Below are 18984 nucleotides of genomic sequence, written 5' to 3' on the forward strand. Positions count from 1 at the left end.
AAATCCAAAAGGTGTAATTGTCCCACCTTTGCGCTTTCTAATGCCCGACTTATTACTTATTACTTATTACCCTTCGCTCCGCTCAAGGGCATGCTTATTACTTATTACTTATTACTTATTCCCCAATGTCTCAGCCGCAAATTCAATGGCAAGTCAACTCACCGCCTCAAGTACCACAGTGGTTTCTTGAAGCAGTAAAACCCTACACCCCTAACTCAGACGGACTCTTGGCCGCCCAGCTATTGTGGCAACGGGGCATCCGTAACCCTGAACAATTAGCCGGCTTTCTCAACCCAGACGATTATCAACCCACTAGTCCCTGTGAGTTTGGGCAAGAAATGAAGCGGGCGGTGCAAAGACTACGGCAAGCCTATGAAACTGGTGAAAAGGTGACCATTTGGGGCGATTTCGACGCTGACGGCATCACTGCTACTAGCGTCCTTTGGGAGGGACTGGGAGAGTTTTTCCCTCAAAACCAGCAGCTAACTTACTATATTCCCAATCGCTTCACAGAATCCCACGGACTTAACTGCCCAGGAATCGATAAACTGGCAGCAGAAGGCACCAAACTCATCGTTACCTGCGACACTGGTAGTACTAATCTGAGCGAGATTGATTACGCCCAAGTTTTAGGGATAGATGTGATTATTACAGACCATCACACCTTACCCGAAGAACGCCCTAATGTAGTCTCAATTATCAATCCCCGCTATTTTGCCACCACTCATCCCCTATTCCATCTTTCCGGCGTGGCTGTTGCTTATAAGTTGGTGGAAGCTGCATACGAGATGATGCCCCAAATTCCCCAGCAACCCTTAGAAGATTTACTGGATTTAGTCGCGATTGGTTTAATTGCCGATTTAGTTCAATTAAGTGGCGATTGTCGTTACCTGGCCCAGAGGGGAATTGAACAGTTACAAAAGCAGTTGAAAACCCGTTCTCGTCCTGGTGTTGCTCGTTTATTAGAACTGTGTAAGCGTAGTGGTGACCGTCCTACTGATGTTTCTTTCGGACTTGGGCCCAGAATTAATGCCGTCAGCCGTATTCAAGGAGATGCTTCCTTTTGCGTAGAATTACTGACAACTAATGATGAAAAACGTGCCGAACAATTAGCATTAGAAACAGAATTAGCTAATGCCCGACGTAAGTCTTTGCAAAAGGATGTTACTGAGCAAGCGAAAGCAAAATTAGCTCAGCTTGACCTTTCAACTACTAGTGTAATTGTTTTGCAAGACCCCCAATGGCCTGTCGGTGTCTTAGGCTTAGTTGCAGGACAAATTGCCCAAGAGTACGGACGCCCTACTATTTTGTTGAGTACAGATGGGGGAGATGTTATTGGGAATGAATCTGTTGCAGCAGTAGAAACTACTCCCATTAATCCCCTGTTAGTAAAGATTGCTAGAGGTTCTGCCCGTTCGGTAAATAATATTGACCTTTACGAGTTGGTGAAGTCGCAAGAACACTTATTGCATCGGTTTGGGGGGCATCCTTTTGCTGCTGGATTAAGTCTACCAGTAGAGAATATTCCTCTATTCACCGAAGCAATTAATCAGCAGCTTAAGCAACAATCGGCTGCGACTGGTGGTTTAACGGCACCTGTACTCACTGCTGATCTAGTTGTTACAGTCGCGCAGTTAGGGAAAGAACTGTTTCAGGAACTTAAGTTACTCGAACCTTGCGGTATGGGTAATCCTGTACCTAAGTTACTAATTGAAAATTGCTGGTTTGATGAGGTTTGGAATCGCAATACCCAAGACTTTAAGGGTGGAAAAGTACAGTACATCAAAACAGAGTTTATTATTTGGGATGACGCTACTACTAGCGGATTTCCTGGCCTTTGGTGGGGACACTATCGAGATGAAGTGCCCAAGGGTAGATGCTCTTGCGTGGTTGAATTAGATTATAACAACTACAAAAAACGTCCCGAAGTGCGTCTAATTGATCTGCACCAAGCAGCCTCTTCCTACAACTTCTCCACGCAGCAAAGTTGGATATTAGACTGGCGTGGACAAGACTCAGAAATTGCCAGATTAAAAGTTAACAACCCACAAAAAGAAAGCTCAACAGATAAGCTGCCATCTTCAACTCAAACTGCTCCCTTAACCCTTGACCAGTGTCCCACCAGTTGGGATCAGTTGCAAGTGTGGTTAAGACGAGCAATCAAGGCAGAACGTCCCTTAGCGATCGCTTATCCTCCTCCGCTACAACTCTCACCCCAGGAAATCTGGAAACAGTTAGTCGGAATTGCCAAATTTCTCAGCCGCACTGGTCAATCAGCTACCTTAGTGCAACTTCAGAATAAGCTAGATTTAAGCGATCGCGCTCTCAGTTTAGGACTAGAAGCTTTAGAGTCCCTTGGCTTTGTAGTGAGACATCAAAACTGCTCAATAACTATTAGCTGGGACTCACTTTCTATTTCTTCTGAATCTACCGATCTCAGTGATCATGAAATGATTCATGCCTTTCTCGCAGCAATCGAAGAAGAGCAGTTTTTGCGTCAATATTTTTATCAAGTACCTTTGTCTACTATCCAAGGACTTGTCTCGGAAACTACTAGCAATTTATAAATCATCTAATTAGGAAGATCGGAGTGCAAAGAGGGGTGCATCTCAATTTTGCAAAAATATGGATAGTGCGAGCATCTTGCTCGCTTGCGATTATACGGGAGCAAGATGTTTGTGCTTAGGCGCACGCTACGCGAACACACTACAAACGATAAAAATGCGATGCTCCCGCAAAGAGTACCTCATGCCACCTGTTTTAGTTCACTATTTTTGAGGAAATGTCCGATGAGTGATGTCCCCTTGATCATTTGGTGTTCTAGCAAAGTCCGATCTAAAATTACGCTCAGAAAACTGCCGCAAGATCTCACCACTGATAAATTGGGTATTCATTAAAAATTTTCCAAGTTCTAGACGTGAGACTTGCATAGCTTCATAGCGACTTTTGACGTAATTTGGAAGCTGCTGAACTACAAATAGTAAGGTTGCTTGGTCTATACTAGGCAGAAGCTCACTTGTTCTATTCACTAAGTTTTCAAGTTTGTGACCATAGCCTTTTTTCTCATTCTTTAGAGTATCTTCATCGAGCCCATTTGCTAGAAGAGCACCCTTGAGCAATAACTCAGTCGAAATACAACAATTTTGGATTACAGCGTACTTGTTGAATGAGCCTAAAACTGTTGCCGCCGCTGCTTCAAGTTGTTGCTTTGCCAAGTGCCACCATTCAATAGTCTTTGCTGGTAATTCACCCCTTTTTTCTAGATCGTCAAGCCCATACACAAAATCCATAAGATCAATAACCTGATCAAAAAACATCAAGCCAGTTTGCTGATCGTTAAACAGCCATGTTTTTGGTATATCAGGTACACCTGTTAAGAAATTGACTGGATTAATTGCAGGTGAGCCGCAAATGACTGGAATCCGTAGTGGGAAAAATACATCTCGAAACATAAACGCTCCGATATGCATAGGCGGCATGTACAGATCTTCTGGACGGTACAGCTCTTTGTATATCTGATTAACGGCATTGAAGAGCGGATAGTACTCAAGAGTAGGACTGCTGCCAGGTTTCAATCGTTGTGCAATTATGGTGTATGCCGCCAAAGGACGTTGGAAGGGTTCTGTTCCCTTTTGCATTAGTTCATCATCAACTTCAATGACAAGTTTCAGTAAATCAACTTCATCTACCACTTCTGCACTCGAATTAATAAACTACAACAATATAATACTCTTATGTTACAAACTAGCAGACCAACTAGTTCTTTGTGTATTTTCGTAGCTTGCTAAACTTTAGGAAAAGATAAGCGAAATGGAATATAAATTACGTCTTGAGTACAACTTTGCTCAAGATGTTGCTCAAGCTTTTCCCAATGACGAAGCAGTGAACGACGCACTGAGATTATTAATCCAGATTGCCCAGCGCCAGCAGCCCAACACGACTGTACAGCGCACGGAATAGAAGTGGTTGGTAGAAAAATACTTCGATCCAACTTCAGCCACCATTGATGCTCACAATCAAAACTAGATTGGCGCCATTGTGCCATATCTACAGACTCTAGCGGCACTAACTACGAACATTGAGGCTAAATAAATTGACTCAACAATGTCCCAACCAAACTGCGAGTAGCTCAACTCCAGTCTTGAGAGGGAACTCGGTTTTGCCCGGAATGCCATACTCCTCAACGATTTCAGCTTCTACCCAGATCCCCTGATCCCCCAAAATAATTTGTGCCATCCACTTGGCTCGAAGCAGATGAGTAGGGGATGTGATTAATTTAACTTTACGAATCCCCCAATTACGCAGAATAGGGATACTAAAATAGAAATTATTAGAGGTAGAATCGGCACACTTTTCTAACCACACGCGGTGGAGGGGAGCCTTTGCCTGTTGAAAAATCTGAAAAATACAGGGGTCTTGTGAGCCACGGGAAATTAAAACTCGGGGTAACGGGTGCTGCTTCACCAATTCAGCAACGTAGACTTCTCTACGAATACTGCCGCCCAGTACGAAGGAAGCATCTACTGGTCTTGACGCCGCCACCTGCAATCTCAGGAGGTTGAGCAATAGCCCAGCTACTCAGGAGTATGGCAAAGCTTAATAACCCCCAGCACAGCAGACGCGGTAGCCCCTTGAGACACGACTGGTTTTTGAAGCTCATCAAGTAGCGTTGAATCAGCCTACGTCTCATACTCTAGAAAAAACGCTCGTTCATTTCTCTAACAATGACTTTAATTTTTAGCAACCACTTTAGCGGGCGTTATTTTCCACAAAAACGGCACAAGTCCAAGATCAGTAAAACCTTACCAGTCAAAGCCACATGTTTGATGAACATCTTGATAACAGTATTCCTTGACGCTTTTAGCCAAAGGATAGAGGCGTTAATCTTAACGCTATTCACAAAAAAAACAGTTTTTTGCCAACAACTATACTAATAAGAATATGGTTTAGGCAACTATTTTATTAACTGCTTCTGCTAACAGTAATTGTCACTGATTGTCCAAAAAAAATTAACGCCAACCCTGTCTCAAGCACTCTCTATGAATCATTCCCCAAAACAATTCCCTTGGCTCAGAGACCTAATTTTCACTGGAACACTTACCGCAACAGCAACTCTATCTTTTTTATTGCCACTTGGTAGTCGTGGTGTCTTTGCAGCCCTTCAGGATAGCCCGAAAAACCTGGTTGATGAAGTCTGGCAAATTGTTAATCGGGAATACGTTGACCACGACTTTAACCAAGTTGATTGGCAAGCAACACGGCAAGAACTTCTCAGCAAAGATTATACTTCTCAAGAGCAAGCCTATGAGGCAATCAAAAAAGCTCTAGAACCTCTGGGAGACCCCTACACTCGTTTTCTAGACCCTGAAAAATTTCAACAACTCACCAGCCAAACTAGCGGTGAGCTTTCTGGAATTGGCATACGTCTAGAACTTCACGAGGAAAGCAAAGCACTCAGAGTAGTTGAGCCCATTGAGAATTCTCCAGCTTTTGAGGCGGGTGTCAAGGCAGGAGACGGTATTTTGGCGATTGATGGTGCATCTACGATTGGTATGAGTCTGGAAGAAGCCTCAGAAAAAATTCGGGGTGATGTTGGGACACCAGTTACCCTCAAGCTTTCTCGACAGGGGAAAGGCAGTTTTGATCTGACTCTCAATCGTGCTCAAATTGAATTACCTTCTGTCCATTACACCCTCCGGGACGAAGGTAAGATGCGTGTGGGCTACATCAGCTTAGATGAATTTAGCTCTCATGCCGCAGAGCAAATGCAGCAGGCAATTCAGAAACTAAATAATGAGAAAGTGGATGCCTATGTCTTAGATTTGCGAGGCAATCCGGGGGGATTACTGCACGCCAGTATTGAAATAGCCCGGATGTGGCTTGATGACGGCGCAATCGTTAGCACAGTAGACCGAGTTGGCGGTAAACAGGAATATGTCGCTAACCACAGAGCCCTAACAAATTTGCCCTTAGCGATCTTAGTTGATGGTAACTCAGCTAGTGCTAGTGAAATTCTGACTGGCGCTTTGAAGGACAATAAACGAGCTACGGTTGTTGGTGCTCAAACTTTTGGTAAAGCCGTGGTGCAATCTGTCCATTCTTTATCGGATGGTTCCGGTTTAGCGGTGACAATTTCTCGTTACTATCCGCCTAGTGGACTAGATATCAACCATAAAGGAATTACACCAGATATCAAGCTGGAATTGAGTAATACACAACGGCGACTACTGATGACTCAACCTGAATTACGTGGAACTCCGGATGATCCTCAATACAAGCAGGCGATTACGGTGTTAGAAACAAACGTTCTTACCAGGAAAACTCCTAACCAAGTTGGTGAACCAGTTAGTCGCAGGTAAAGGGAAGAACTCTTCAATTAAGCCAAAAGTCAGCGGCTAATTAGACAAAAGCTGCTGACTTTACTTCCTGGAAACTAACTACAAAAGCTTACTAAAAAAGAGTACTTTTTTCGTAGTCTATTCAGATTTACTGAAGCCCAAACCGTGAGTTTCCGCATATCGTTCCATGAAGCGCATGAAACGATCCCACTCCGGTTGAGTTTTCATGATGTGAATGGCTTCTATTGCCGTAGGCTGACCATTGACAAACTTTCCCTTGACTTCTCGCGTTACAATTTCGCCTTCTTCATCAATCATGTACATACCAGTAACTTCTTCGTTGGTTTCTGTGTCGATCGCTTTGGGCTTATCAAAATAAAATGTTGCGGTGCCACTGCTACCGTCACGAGCGCGAGTTAGGCGTACATCAGGTATAACTTCTTCGTTAACACCTCTAGAAAACTGAATTTCAGCCATGAGTCAGTCCAATTAAATTTTTTATAGGAGCGATCAAACTATTTTCTCATCAGGTGAGTTTAAAGAGCATGTTTACAGAAAACTGACCAGAAAGCAAACCTAGCTGGTGCCTTGGGGTGAATCTTCTTCCAGGGAAGAAAAACTGGACTGGAGAATGGCAAAATTGATAAAACTGATACACACTAGAGACGCTGGAGTTACTGTGCTAACAGTCCAGCCATAATCATGCAATCAAAATCAATGGGTAAGCAGCGCGTTCTATCTGGGGTTCAACCAACTGGCAATTTACACTTGGGTAACTATTTAGGTGCAATCCGTAATTGGGTTGAAGCTCAAAGCCAGTACGATAATTTCTTCTGTGTAGTTGATTTACACGCAATTACTGTACCTCACAACCCCGCAACACTTAAGTCTGACACCTATAAAATCGCCGCTCTCTACCTGGCTTGTGGAATTGATTTAGAGTACTCGACAATTTTCGTGCAATCCCATGTTTCGGCCCATAGTGAATTGACCTGGCTACTCAATTGCATCACGCCTCTGAACTGGCTAGAACGTATGATCCAGTTTAAGGAAAAAGCCATCAAGCAGGGAGAAAATGTTAGTGTCGGCTTGTTAGATTACCCAGTACTTATGGCAGCAGATATCTTACTCTACGATGCTGATAAAGTTCCGGTAGGTGAAGACCAAAAGCAACATTTAGAACTAACCCGTGATATTGCTGTTCGGATTAATGACCAGTTTGGTAATCCAGAAAAACCAGTACTTAAACTGCCAGAACCAATAATCCGCAAAGAAGGTGCCAGGGTGATGAGCTTAACAGATGGCACGAAAAAAATGTCAAAGTCTGAACCATCGGAGATGAGTCGGCTTAATTTACTAGATTCCCCCGAAGAAATTCAAAAGAAAATTAAGCGTTGTAAAACAGACCCCCTCAAAGGCCTAGAGTTTGACAATCCTCAACGCCCAGAGTGTAATAATCTGCTAACTTTGTATACGCTGCTCTCTGATAAGAAAAAAGAAGAAGTGGCGCTAGAGTGTCAAGATATGGGCTGGGGGCAGTTCAAGCCTCTACTAACCGAAACAGCCATTACCGCCCTCAAACCGATTCAAACTAAGTACCAACAGGTAATGCAGGACAAAGGCTATCTGGAGTCGGTGTTGCGAGAGGGACGTCAACAAGCAGAAGCAATCGCTAATGAAACCTTAGCGAGAGTGAAAAAAGCTCTTGGTTATTCCTTGCCAAGCTAACTTCGTTGAGCAGCAATTAGTCAGCTAAAAAAGGGAGAAGGGTGGAATCTATGAATTATTTACCAGTTTTTACTTGAATTTATGAGTAATTCCCTGCCCGATTTGAAACTGAATGCCGAATCTCAAGTTGCACTCGCCCACAGCAACTCCTCAAGAAACTCCATTGCCCACAGATTGCGCACTGCGGCAGAGGCTGGAGAATTTTTAATTACAGCAGAGGTGGCACCACCTAAAGGAGGTGACCCTAGGCATATGCTAGAAATGGCAAAAGCTCTCAAAGGTAGAGTTCACGCCGTCAATGTCACTGATGGCTCTCGGGCTGTGCTGCGCATGTCTTCTCTAGCGGCTTCAGCAATTTTAGCGCAGCAGGGAATTGAGCCAGTATGTCAGGTGGCTTGTCGCGATCGCAACTGTATCGCCCTGCAAGCAGATCTTATGGGGGCTCAAGCTTTGGGTATCCATAACATCCTCGCTCTTACTGGCGACCCAATCAAGGCGGGTGATCATCCTCAGTCCAAAGGAGTATTTGACCTAGAATCAGTACGCTTGCTGCGATTGATTAATAAACTCAATCACGGTTGTGATTTCAATGACAAGCCTCTGACAGATGGAGCCTTAAACTTGTTTGTTGGTGCCGCTGTTGACCCCCAACTTAAAAGTTGGTCGGGGTTGCAGCGCCGCTTTGAGCGTAAACTGGAAGCCGGAGCGCAATTTTTTCAAAGCCAGCTGATTAGCGATTTTGATCGCCTAGAAAAGTTCATGAATACCATTGCGGCTGGCACAAACAAACCGATCCTGGCGGGTATATTTTTGCTCAAATCTGCTAAAAATGCCAATTTCATCAACAAATACGTACCAGGTGTTAATATTCCTCAAGACACCATTGACCGATTGGCAGCAGCGGAGGAACCCTTACAAGAAGGGATGAAAATTGCTGCTGAACAAGTCCAGTTAGCACAGCAACTTTGCCAAGGAGTTCATCTGATGGCAGTTAAGCGAGAAGACTTAATTCCGCAGATTCTCGATTTGGCTGGAGTTTTACCAGTGAAAGTCTAAGTAAAACTAGGAACTGGTAACTGAGGATTGGGATAAAATCACCCAAGTTCTCGACTAGCAAATACTCTGTACCCGAACCTAATGTTGAGCAGTACATTAGCCAATTCCGACAATCCATCTCTCATACCTAGGATTTAGCGACAGTTAAGCGATGGAAAAAACGCTAGATACCCGAATTTATAAAGTGACAGTGTACCACAAACAAGCGCTGGTGACTCGCCGGGGTATCGTACAGCTAACGGGCCAAGAGCAGGAATTGGTGATTGCTCAACTACCAGTAACTCTAGTGAGTGAGTCGGTACGGGTGTCAGTTTCTGGTACAGCAGCCGTTAGCTTAGTTGGGGTGCGAACTCAAAGAAATCAGGCGACTGAGTCGTTTGTTCAAGACATTGCTCCCCTATCTCAAAAAATTGAGCAGATAGAGGAGCAAAGACGACATCTGCAAAATTTGCTGGTTCTACTCAATCTACAGCGCAATTTTGTCAAAGGTTTGAGCAACCAATACCTAGAGCGTTGGATCAGATCTCAACATCCTGAGTCTACGGATTTAAATCAAATTAGGGAATTACTAGATTTTGTCGGCCAACAGTACATAGAGTTTTCTGAGGCGCTGGTAGAACGGGAGAAAGAGCAAGAACAATTAGACAAGCAGTTGCAGATATTGCGACAGCGGCTACAAGAGTTGGCTACGCCTCGTACTAGCGAAAGTTTTAGTATTTTCGTTAGTTTAGCACCCTCGGCGGCTGGTAAGTTTGAGCTAGAGGTATCTTACTTGGTAACTGGCGCTAGTTGGGTGCCACTCTACGACTTGCGGTTACACCCTAGTAGAAACAAAATTAATCTCAGCTACTTAGCACAAGTTAGACAAAACAGCGGTGAAGATTGGTCTGATGTAACTCTAACTTTAGCCACCGCTAAACCAGAATTAGGCAAAAAATTGCCCAAGTTACCCCTCTGGTATATCGATGTGCAAGAACCAAGTTGGTCAGAAAAAAAGACAAATTCCTCGACAGTTTACGACAGCTTGGTCAGTTCAAACTACTCCAACACCATGCCTTTTGCCGGGATGGCCTTCACACAAGAAACCTTAACGGAAGAAGATTTAGAGCGTCTCAAAGCTGAAGCGGCGATGGCCAAAATCTGTCAACAGGGAGGAATTCTTTGTTTTGAGGTAAGTAGTTTGTGCCATATTCCCAGTGATAATGCCAGTCATCAAACTACCATTTTCCAAGAAGATTACCCTTGTCAGACAGAGTACATTGCCTTGCCTCAGTTGGTGAATTTTGCCTATCTTCAGGTAACTCTCAATAATCCCCTGGCGGGAGTAACACTGTTACCAGGCAAAGCGAATATCTTTTGCGATAATACTTTTGTGGGTACAACTCAGCTAGAAAAAATTGCCCCAGGTCAGGAACTGAAGACTAACTTAGGTCTTGATGAAGGATTGAAAATTGACCGTGAGTTGGTAGAACGCTGGGTAGATCAGAAGCTTTATGCTTACAGACTGATGGTTAAAAATTTATCTCAACACACTATTCAGTTGCAATTAATTGAGCAGTTACCAGTCAGTCGTCACGAGCAAGTCAAGGTAAGTTTGACTGATTGCCGTCCTCGGATAGAGACGAATGAGAAGGGTATGCTGCAATGGTCACTTACCTTGGATTCTAACTCCCAACAAGAGTTGTACTATCAGTTTAAAGTTGAGCATCCGGCGGAGTTAAATGTGGTTGGTATGGATATTTAGCTTTAGGGGAATGGCACTAAGAAAAGCTGAAAGACTTGCGGATTAAGTAGTTTGCAACTGCTTTTGTAATTCGTGTCCGGGTTTTGTCATTAAGGGGTAAGCTTTCGGGCGGCGTTTACGAACTCTTGCTTCACTTCTGCCAGGGTGATTGGGAACTGCTTGGTGCACAATAACTTTGAATAAAGTGCGATAAATTCGGTGATGTTGCTTTGTTGAACAAGTTCATCGAGAAATACTGAAAAATAACTTAAACACAGCAGATGACAGCCAAATTTTGACAAGAGTGCCGATGGCAACTCAGGTGCTGAAGTTAGTTTGTGTTTTAAAAACTATGGTTTTTAGCCTCCTCCTAGTTGAGTATTGGCATCAACCGCTTGGGAAGTGAAGCAAAAGTTACAAGATTTACATACAGATAATTATTGACTTATGCAACAAGTCTCTTGGCTAGCGCAGCATTAGCGTTGGTATCTTGTTAGTAATACTTGATTTAACTTCTCGCCCCCTGTCCCCTGCCTAGCAAATACCCTCTAGATTGAGATTGAGATTTTTTTCTAGTCTCCAACTACTATGACTCGCCTCAACCCTCAATCTGACCCACCGCTTTCCCCTCGGCAAACATTGCCGACTATGTACGACTTACTAAGCGAAAATCCGGAGGAACCTGGTTTGTCTGACGAGTTTCATTTTTTACAATCTTCTCTATTGTTGTTCACTTTTGAGCCTGCTAACTGGAGCTCAGACATGGTGTTCAGCGCTTGTGATTTAAATCTTTACTACGATGTCAGGCATCCCGGTTGGTACAAACGCCCAGATTGGTTCGGTATCGTGGGCGTCTCTCGGCTGTATGATCAGCGTGACTTGCGTTTGAATTATGTAATTTGGCAGGAACAGGTTAGCCCGTTTGTAGTGGTGGAGTTATCCTCTCCGGGTACGACAGAAGAGGATTTGGGTCAAGTAAGGAACCAACTAGAAAAACCACCGACCAAATGGCAAGTTTATGAACAGTATCTGCGAGTTCCTTACTATATAGTTTTTAATCGTTACACCAACGATTTCCAAGCATTTCGCCTTGTCGGGGGTCACTACGAACCAGCACAACTCCAAGAGGGGCGCTTGCTGATGCCAGAATTAGAGTTAAGTATCGGCATCTGGCAAGGCAGTTATCGCAATATTAATCGGGCGTGGTTAAGGTGGAGAAATGCTTCAGGAAATTTAATTCTGACTCCGGATGAACGAGCCGAAAAACTGGCGTTACGACTTAATGAGTTGGGAGTTGATATTGATAAGCTGTAATGAAAATAGTTAATGATTGCTTGGCGGCAAATGGTTAATTGAAAACCGAAAATTGAGCTGCACAGATCAGAATCTGACTTATAGTTTCAATTTTCAATTTTCTATTTGTCGTCACCAATTTTTCATTTTCCATTTCGCCTAACTCCCCCTACTTCTTTTTCTAGGCAAGGGGTTTTCCTTTTCTTCTAACCAGTTTTCAATCAATTCTTTCAAAACATCTCCCATGTCACGCCCCTCTAAGGCACAGGTTGCCTTGAAACGTACTCTAAGGGATTCGGGAACTCGCCCCCTGACAAATACTGGCTTTTCCCCTTCAGACATAGATGACAAATTTCTCATTACTCTTCCCATTGTCTCATTGCTATAAATCTTTTCAATTTTTAGTGCTGTTTTGCTATTTTGCCATAAAATTAGTTAACGGGACTTAAACGAAAATAAAGAGTTAATAAAGGTATAATTTAGGCATGGCAGCCATTTGACATTAGAGTGTAAGACAGGAAAGAGACAACCCCCGCCGCCATGCCTCCTTGCTTCGATAGATGGTGCAAACGCTTTGATGATGTCTGGAGACATCAAGCGCAAAAAAGGGAGTTTAGGAACTATATTGGGGGATTATTAGGGGAAAGTGAAGGAAAAAACCTGTCTCAAATGGCGGATAACGCGGTGGGAGTGACTTACCACCGATTACATCATTTTTTAACGGAAGCCCCCTGGAATGCTCAACAGGTAAATGAGCGGCGTCTACTGGTGATGAATCAGTGTAGCCCAACCCGAATAAGTAGAGGATTCACGTTAATTGTAGATGACTCAGGACATAGGAAAAGTGGCAATTTCACGGCGGGAGTAGGACGACAGTACATTGGAGAAATCGGGAAGACAGACAACGGAATAGTAGTGGTAACAACTCATCTATATGATGGGAAAAAAAGCCTACCGTTAGATATAGAGTTATCTCAACACGCTAGTTCTTTAGCTGAAGGAAAAAAAGATATTGAATTCCAGAAAAAGCCGGAGTTAGGCTTAGCATTAATTGACCGCAGCATGAACAGAGGATATCGACCGGGTATCGTATTAATTGATGCTGGGTATGGAAATAACACAACGTTTTTGCTGGAACTGGAAAAAAGGAAACTCAAGTATATAGGAGGATTAGCCAAAAACCGTAAGGTGATAATTGAAATAGGGATAAGTCAACGAGAAGAGATTCGCCTAGATAAGTTAGCCGAATCCTTGTCGCCAAAAGATTTTACCCCTGTTCAAATCAATCTAGATAAACTGAAAACCGTTTGGGTGGCTCCTGTAGAAGTTGAACTCTCACAGCTTGAAGGAAAGAGAACAATTGCTATCGTCATGAATGCCTCAACCTTCGACCAAGCTAGTGATGTTGACTATTTTATTACCAATGTTGAATCAACAAAAGCCACAGCCGATTGGATAGTAACTACCTACTCTCAAAGAAATTGGGTAGAAGTTTTCTATCGGGAAGCCAAAGGCTGGTTGGGTTTATCTGAATATCAAGTCAGAGATTATAGAAGCCTGATAAGACATTTCATGCTTGTGTTTTGTGCCTATACATTTATTTTATGGCACACTTTAACCGGAGGATTAAGACGGCGTTGGGCATCGAAACCTTTAAACACCTTTACTGAAGCATTAGAGGCGTTTCGGACAGCGATGTCTTTCCGTTTTATGGAGTGGTTGAACCACAATCGGGACGTATTCTTTGCTCACAAAGCTGCTTTGGGCTTTGTTTGGGCTTGAAATCTGTCTAAGTCCCATTAAGAAAACACCATCAATACATCACCAACTAAGAGAGAATGGTAAAAACAATTAACCAAACAAGCGATCGCACTTTTACCTATCAAGAAGCCTTAGAAGATTTCGGTATCGCAGAATTACTATCGTATCTGGGCAATTACACCGATGCTGACTTCAGTGCAGCGAAAATGAATTTAGAGCAACAGGAACTAGAAAGCTTAGCTGCTATTTTGATCCAGCGCTTAACTCAGAATCTCAAAGGCAAGCTGATTGCTAGTTATTTAAACGTCATTCGTCACGGCGACTCGGATGTAGTTTGCGATCCCATTCCTCTAGAAATCCCAGCAGCTTCAATTAACTTACCCGTTACTTTGGTTTCCTGCTACCAAGAAGGCGATCGCGTTAGGTGGCGATCGCCCGACAACTCCACTGACTGGGGTATTGTCATTGGCCGCTTCTTTACTTATGCCCAACATCTCAACCAGTGGGCGGTTCGCTACTTAATCAGACTCGATGAAGACTCACCCAGTGCTACCTGGTTGGTTGCTGACACTGCCTGGGAAGATGATCTTCAACCCATAGAAATGGAAATAGAGGAAGTCTTTTCCTCTTCTAATCCCGAAGACGTTGAACAAGAGTTCTATTTCCCTGTCTCTTTGACTACCGAGACGGCTTTTTTTGCGAAATCTCTACACACTACCGAGGGAAATTACTACCCCGGAGGCTCAAAAAGTAGTAAACCCAGGACTCTGACTAAGCGAGAACACGATCTAATTAACCTCTATAGCCATTGTCAATTAGGGATGACACCGCAACAATTCTATGCTAAGTGGGAAGTTACTTACGATGTCATTGCCTTAATTTGCTCTCGCTCAATTTCTACAGTGCGCTGTTGGTTCAGGAGGGGTAATAACTATCGCCGTCCGATGCCTCATGATTTACATCATCTGGCTTTTATGGATTTTCTTTTTGAGCATTTTGAGGAGATTCCTCAAGAAATTGTTAATTTACTTTGTCCGAGTCGGGCAACTTGGGAAAAATCGATTGTGCGATCACCAAATTTTTCCTGAGACAGTACATTAGCAGAGGTGATTTCCCTCAGTCGAAAGTAAACACCTAGGGTTTTTCAAAAAATAAATCGCTAGTGGGGTTATGGTTATAATTAAGGCTCCACCTACTGAGGTGGATTGCTTAAGGTACGTATTTTTCTATGTTTGCCGGCTCAAAGCCCCTGACAGCTTAGCTTAGCGCTCAACTGCTATCCCCAAAAAAGCATTAGTTAAGCTAAATGTTCAGGAGTAAACAAGACGGGTTTTAGAGGTAGCGCACCTAGGCAAAAAATCCCTAGGACTGCCGTGGGACGCACGGCTGTCTTTAAACAAACAAATTGCCTGCGGAGGGGGTAGTGCCGGGGATCAATACCAGATGATTGTTGTTGGTCTAAGCAAGATCCATAGAAGCAGAAAGCTCTGCCCATGAGAGGGAGAATCTTACAAAGATTTAAAGGTTGAGAGTACGTCAATTTGTTAGGGTAAACCGGAAAGAACGTCACAGGAAATTGACAATGACAATGACACAAGCAAAATCGGGTGATACCGTAAAGATTCACTACACGGGCAAATTAGAAGACGGCACCGTATTTGATTCCTCAACTAGTCGCGATCCTTTAGAGTTTGAACTCAATGCAGGGCAAGTCATTCCAGGCTTCGAGCAAGCTGTTGTTGGTATGACTCCAGGGGAATCAAAAACTGAAAAGATTCCCATGGATCAAGCTTATGGTCCGCACCGGGAAGAAATGATTTTGGAAGTCAATAGACAACAAATGCCCCCAGAATTGGAACCAGAAATAGGTCAGCAATTACAACTCCAGCAACCCAATGGACGCGTTGTTCCAGTTTTGGTAACAGAGGTTACTGAATCTATGGTAAAGTTAGATGCTAATCACCCTCTAGCTGGGCAAGACCTAACCTTTGATATTCAGCTGGTCGAAATTGCTTAGGATTTTCGACCCGGTGGGTGAAGCGACCAGTAATGAGTCAGACTCAACTGGCAAGTTATCTCTCTTATAGTAACGATAAAGAGGAAGGGAGTTCTTTCCTCTTCCTCTGGTCGCTCACAAGATTCCTTGGTTGCATGGAAAGTTCCAAAAACGCACTCAGCTCTCTAAACTATCAAGAAATTTACCCCTGTCCAGTCTGTCGCGCTGGTAAAATCCAAGCCATGCCTTTAATGGAAGCCATGGCTTGTGAATGTAATCGCTACATTTTTACCGCCGATTTAGAGGGGCAGTTATTGAAAATGCCTGATCGGCAACCCCCACTACTCTGGCGCTGGAATGGCAAGAGTTGGGTAGGGGCGCACCCCGAAGGGTTTGAGTGGGGATGGGTGGGATGGTTATTAGCCAGCGGCTTTGTGGCTCTGCCAACTACCTTGATTGGACTGGCTGCTTATACTTTTCCCCCAGATCCTGGTAGTTCCTTGTCTTGGTTACCAGGTGTCTGGGTCGGGTTGACATTTTTATCACATTTGGTTATTGTACTTTGGCTCTTGATGGAGTTTTATCAATTCCCCCTCTGGACTTATTTGAGAATCAGGCGGCAACAACTATTAGGTAGGTAAGGCAGAAGGAAAATAGAAAATTGAGACTATGAGCTAGATTCTGGTATGTACAGCTCAATTAACCATTTTCTATTCTCGATTTCTCTGCTGCTTGAAATGCGGGGAACAAGTCAAACGGCTAGTGGATCAATACCCATAGTCAACATAACCTGGCGCAAAACCTGAATTTGCCGACCAAAGTCCAGTAGTGCAATCTTATCAAACACCTCAGCTGCTGCTGGTGAGAGTTGATAGTCTGGTGGCACTGGGACAAACTCACCAGAACCAACTAACCCAGCTAGCTGATACCAGAAAGCTAGCTTATTATTATTACTCAAGATTCCGTAAGCGCGGGTAATCGGAGTATCTGCTTGATTAAGCAAATCTCGCATTACCTGCGACTGCTTAGTGTGAGACATAGCTTTAATTTGATCGAGCAATCCTCCTGTCAACTGAAGCCGTGCCACCCCAGGAGAGGCAATTGTACTCCAACCTCCCCTGTCGAGGTATTCGTAAATTAGCCACAGTAGACCTAGTTGTTCATCGCCATTGAGGCGCTTGAAGGCGGCTACTGTATTAGGAACTGCTTTGGTCTGGTTCAGGGTTGGATTGAAACTTTGGTAATTGGCGAAACTCATTTGTAGACCTTCCCTGTTAGTTAACTAGGCGTCAAATTTTTTTGAGATTTAAGAGTTAGAGAAAATAAGCTCAATTGTTTGTCTGAATTGCTGACCTCTAAGCTAGATGGTTATATTCACTAGCTTAGAGGTCATTTGTAAAAAACTAGTTAAGTTCTTGAAAACCTCAGCAGCTTCTTAAGGTTAAGAAGTCACTATTTGCTCACTATCAGGCAGTGTAATGAATTCTTGAAATATATTGCTGTGACTTCACTCATTAAACTCGGTGATCTGTGAGTTGCATGTAAGCGGAGAAGGTTTCAACTAAATGTACTCTAAATAACAGTTTCTCTAGGTTAGTTTTACTGCGTTCATGTGTCTTATACCCCACACTTAAGATAGAAGACATCTAATGTATCACAGCAGATAAAGACTAGATCAGCGTTTATTGCAGAGGCAGTGAAAATCTTTTCGTGACAGAAGCTTGGCTTCCCTGAAAAGCTGAGGTAAGGATTAATAACTTTGCTAAGAACTTGATATCAGATATCTTGGAGAAAACTTCAGCTTTCTCATAATTTCCCTTGCGAAGGAAAAGACCATTAATTAACTCTATCCCTTCACTGCTCGCTTCAGACAGCCATTGGTTTAGCTCCTAAATAAGCAAAAGATCCTGAGAGCTGTATGTAAGAAAGTAACAATCGCTGTTTTTGGTTAATAAATGTTGCAGGTACTTGCTGCCATTGTTAGCTTGTGAGTAAGAAGTTTTTTTAGGGTAAACACTCGGATCAAGGAGACTTACTATCATGCTCTACGTCAATTGAGACTCTTCACCGATCCACTAATTCCCGGATTGCCGGAAAAATTTTTTGACATCGCGAGTTACTGACTCACAGTTTGCTTCTCCCGCTTCCACTGTCGGCAACTGATGAGTAAACCCTCACTTAAGTGAGAATTAAACTCTGGAGATTTTAATTATGGATATTCAAGGAAAAACTGCTCTGGTTACCGGAGCATCCCGTGGTATTGGACGTGCTATCGCTATAGAATTAGCCCAACAAGGAGTCAAACGCTTGTTGCTGGTGGCGCGCGATCGCCAAAAATTGGCTCAAGTGGCTGGCGAAATTAAAGCGCTAGGTGTAGAAGTTGTCTCCCTACCATTAGATTTGACTCGACCAGTACTGATAAATACGGCAATTGCCCAAGCTTGGCGGGATCACGGTCCCATTCATTTACTAGTCAACTGTGCCGGGGTAGCACACCAGGCTCCCTTTTTGCATTCCAAACTACCAAAAGTACATGAAGAAATCGCCATTAACTTAATGGGAATGTACACGATTACTCATCCAGTAGCCCGACGCATGGCAAAGCAAGGAGAAGGGACAATTGTTAATGTTTCTAGCTTGATGGGCAAAGTGGCAGCACCAACAATGGCTACCTATTCAGCCACCAAGTTTGCCATTTTGGGGTTTACTCAAGCTTTGCGTGGGGAACTAGCTGAACACAATATCAGAGTTATGGCGTTGCTACCGTCTCTCACTGATACCGACATGGCGCGAGATTTAAAGTTATTTCGCTGGGTAGTGCCGATGACTTCCCAACAAGTGGCTCAAGTGCTTGTCAATGGACTGCGCAGAGAGTCAGCGGAAATCTTGGTAGGGTGGCAAAGTCATTTAGCCGTGTGGTTTAACCGCCTTGCCCCTTGGCTGCTAGAGAAAATTTTGCTCATGGCAGCTCCTTTGTCTAGGGAGAGACAAAAGCGCTATCAGAAGTTTGTTGGATCGCTTAATCTTTCTGCTAAGTAATCTGCAACTTGCTGCCCCCAGATTACCCTAACTTTGAGGATGGTTTGGGT

The 18984-nt window shown here is 43.6% G+C and carries 17 protein-coding genes; 12 read left to right on the forward strand and 5 right to left on the reverse strand.

The genetic code is table 11. The features are described from left to right. The first annotated feature begins 125 nt into the window (after nucleotides 1–125). Complete coding sequence (gene recJ, locus ACT7WV_RS12435) at nucleotides 126–2567, forward strand: single-stranded-DNA-specific exonuclease RecJ (RefSeq protein ID WP_445103193.1); 2442 nt, start codon at nucleotides 126–128, stop codon at nucleotides 2565–2567. Between the two features lie 201 nt (nucleotides 2568–2768). On the opposite strand, the gene ACT7WV_RS12440 is transcribed toward recJ, so the two are convergent. After that, entirely contained in the window at nucleotides 2769–3692 is a 924-nt protein-coding gene (locus ACT7WV_RS12440) for a hypothetical protein (RefSeq protein ID WP_445103194.1), read from the reverse strand. Nucleotides 3693–3810: 118 nt separating this feature from the next. Here ACT7WV_RS12440 and ACT7WV_RS12445 point away from each other — a divergent pair, with 118 nt between their 5' ends. Continuing rightward, entirely contained in the window at nucleotides 3811–3960 is a 150-nt protein-coding gene (locus tag ACT7WV_RS12445; RefSeq protein ID WP_445103195.1) for a hypothetical protein, read from the forward strand. A 138-nt stretch (nucleotides 3961–4098) separates the two neighbouring features. On the opposite strand, the gene ACT7WV_RS12450 is transcribed toward ACT7WV_RS12445, so the two are convergent. After that, entirely contained in the window at nucleotides 4099–4542 is a 444-nt protein-coding gene (locus ACT7WV_RS12450) for a YdcF family protein (RefSeq protein WP_445103196.1), read from the reverse strand. 497 nt (nucleotides 4543–5039) lie between these two features. Here ACT7WV_RS12450 and ctpB point away from each other — a divergent pair, with 497 nt between their 5' ends. Then, a complete protein-coding gene (gene ctpB, locus ACT7WV_RS12455) occupies nucleotides 5040–6359 on the forward strand; it encodes a carboxyl-terminal processing protease CtpB (RefSeq protein WP_445103197.1) in 1320 nt (439 codons plus the stop codon). A 117-nt stretch (nucleotides 6360–6476) separates the two neighbouring features. Here the strand turns inward: ctpB and psb28 are convergent, their stop codons facing one another. Further along, complete coding sequence (psb28, locus tag ACT7WV_RS12460; protein ID WP_445103198.1) at nucleotides 6477–6815, reverse strand: photosystem II reaction center protein Psb28; 339 nt, start codon at nucleotides 6813–6815, stop codon at nucleotides 6477–6479. Nucleotides 6816–7055: 240 nt separating this feature from the next. Here psb28 and trpS point away from each other — a divergent pair, with 240 nt between their 5' ends. The 4 genes from trpS to ACT7WV_RS12480 all read left to right on the forward strand — a co-directional run bounded on the left by trpS (nucleotide 7056) and on the right by ACT7WV_RS12480 (nucleotide 12159). Next, a complete protein-coding gene (gene trpS, locus ACT7WV_RS12465) occupies nucleotides 7056–8066 on the forward strand; it encodes a tryptophan--tRNA ligase (RefSeq protein WP_445105637.1) in 1011 nt (336 codons plus the stop codon). Between the two features lie 81 nt (nucleotides 8067–8147). Then, on the forward strand, nucleotides 8148–9122 hold the full coding sequence (locus ACT7WV_RS12470) for a methylenetetrahydrofolate reductase (protein WP_445103199.1): 975 nt from the start codon (nucleotides 8148–8150) through the stop codon (nucleotides 9120–9122). 151 nt (nucleotides 9123–9273) lie between these two features. Further along, entirely contained in the window at nucleotides 9274–10866 is a 1593-nt protein-coding gene (locus ACT7WV_RS12475; RefSeq protein WP_445103200.1) for a mucoidy inhibitor MuiA family protein, read from the forward strand. Nucleotides 10867–11433: 567 nt separating this feature from the next. Then, the gene (locus ACT7WV_RS12480) at nucleotides 11434–12159 is read left to right on the forward strand and encodes a Uma2 family endonuclease (protein WP_445103201.1); all 726 of its coding nucleotides are present in this window, start codon (nucleotides 11434–11436) and stop codon (nucleotides 12157–12159) included. Between the two features lie 138 nt (nucleotides 12160–12297). On the opposite strand, the gene ACT7WV_RS12485 is transcribed toward ACT7WV_RS12480, so the two are convergent. Next, the gene (locus ACT7WV_RS12485) at nucleotides 12298–12498 is read right to left on the reverse strand and encodes a plasmid partition protein ParG (RefSeq protein WP_445103202.1); all 201 of its coding nucleotides are present in this window, start codon (nucleotides 12496–12498) and stop codon (nucleotides 12298–12300) included. 180 nt (nucleotides 12499–12678) lie between these two features. Between ACT7WV_RS12485 and ACT7WV_RS12490 the strand changes: the two genes are divergently transcribed. The 4 genes from ACT7WV_RS12490 to ACT7WV_RS12505 all read left to right on the forward strand — a co-directional run bounded on the left by ACT7WV_RS12490 (nucleotide 12679) and on the right by ACT7WV_RS12505 (nucleotide 16536). Then, nucleotides 12679–13920, forward strand: a complete 1242-nt coding sequence (locus ACT7WV_RS12490; RefSeq protein WP_445101212.1) for an IS701 family transposase — start codon at nucleotides 12679–12681, stop codon at nucleotides 13918–13920. 56 nt (nucleotides 13921–13976) lie between these two features. Continuing rightward, on the forward strand, nucleotides 13977–14987 hold the full coding sequence (locus ACT7WV_RS12495; RefSeq protein ID WP_445103203.1) for a hypothetical protein: 1011 nt from the start codon (nucleotides 13977–13979) through the stop codon (nucleotides 14985–14987). A 500-nt stretch (nucleotides 14988–15487) separates the two neighbouring features. Then, nucleotides 15488–15916 (forward strand): FKBP-type peptidyl-prolyl cis-trans isomerase, encoded by a 429-nt coding sequence (locus ACT7WV_RS12500; protein ID WP_463424250.1) that lies wholly within the window; start codon nucleotides 15488–15490, stop codon nucleotides 15914–15916. Between the two features lie 134 nt (nucleotides 15917–16050). Next, nucleotides 16051–16536, forward strand: coding sequence for a hypothetical protein (locus ACT7WV_RS12505; protein WP_463424251.1), 486 nt, complete (start codon nucleotides 16051–16053; stop codon nucleotides 16534–16536). A 110-nt stretch (nucleotides 16537–16646) separates the two neighbouring features. Here ACT7WV_RS12505 and ACT7WV_RS12510 read toward each other — a convergent pair whose 3' ends face one another. After that, complete coding sequence (locus ACT7WV_RS12510) at nucleotides 16647–17153, reverse strand: orange carotenoid protein N-terminal domain-containing protein (protein ID WP_445103206.1); 507 nt, start codon at nucleotides 17151–17153, stop codon at nucleotides 16647–16649. Nucleotides 17154–18106: 953 nt separating this feature from the next. On the opposite strand from ACT7WV_RS12510, the gene ACT7WV_RS12515 reads away from it, so the two are divergent. After that, nucleotides 18107–18934 (forward strand): SDR family NAD(P)-dependent oxidoreductase, encoded by an 828-nt coding sequence (locus ACT7WV_RS12515; RefSeq protein ID WP_445103207.1) that lies wholly within the window; start codon nucleotides 18107–18109, stop codon nucleotides 18932–18934. Nucleotides 18935–18984: the final 50 nt, after the last annotated feature.

The sequence above is a fragment of the Symploca atlantica LB2515 genome, assembly GCF_052546295.1.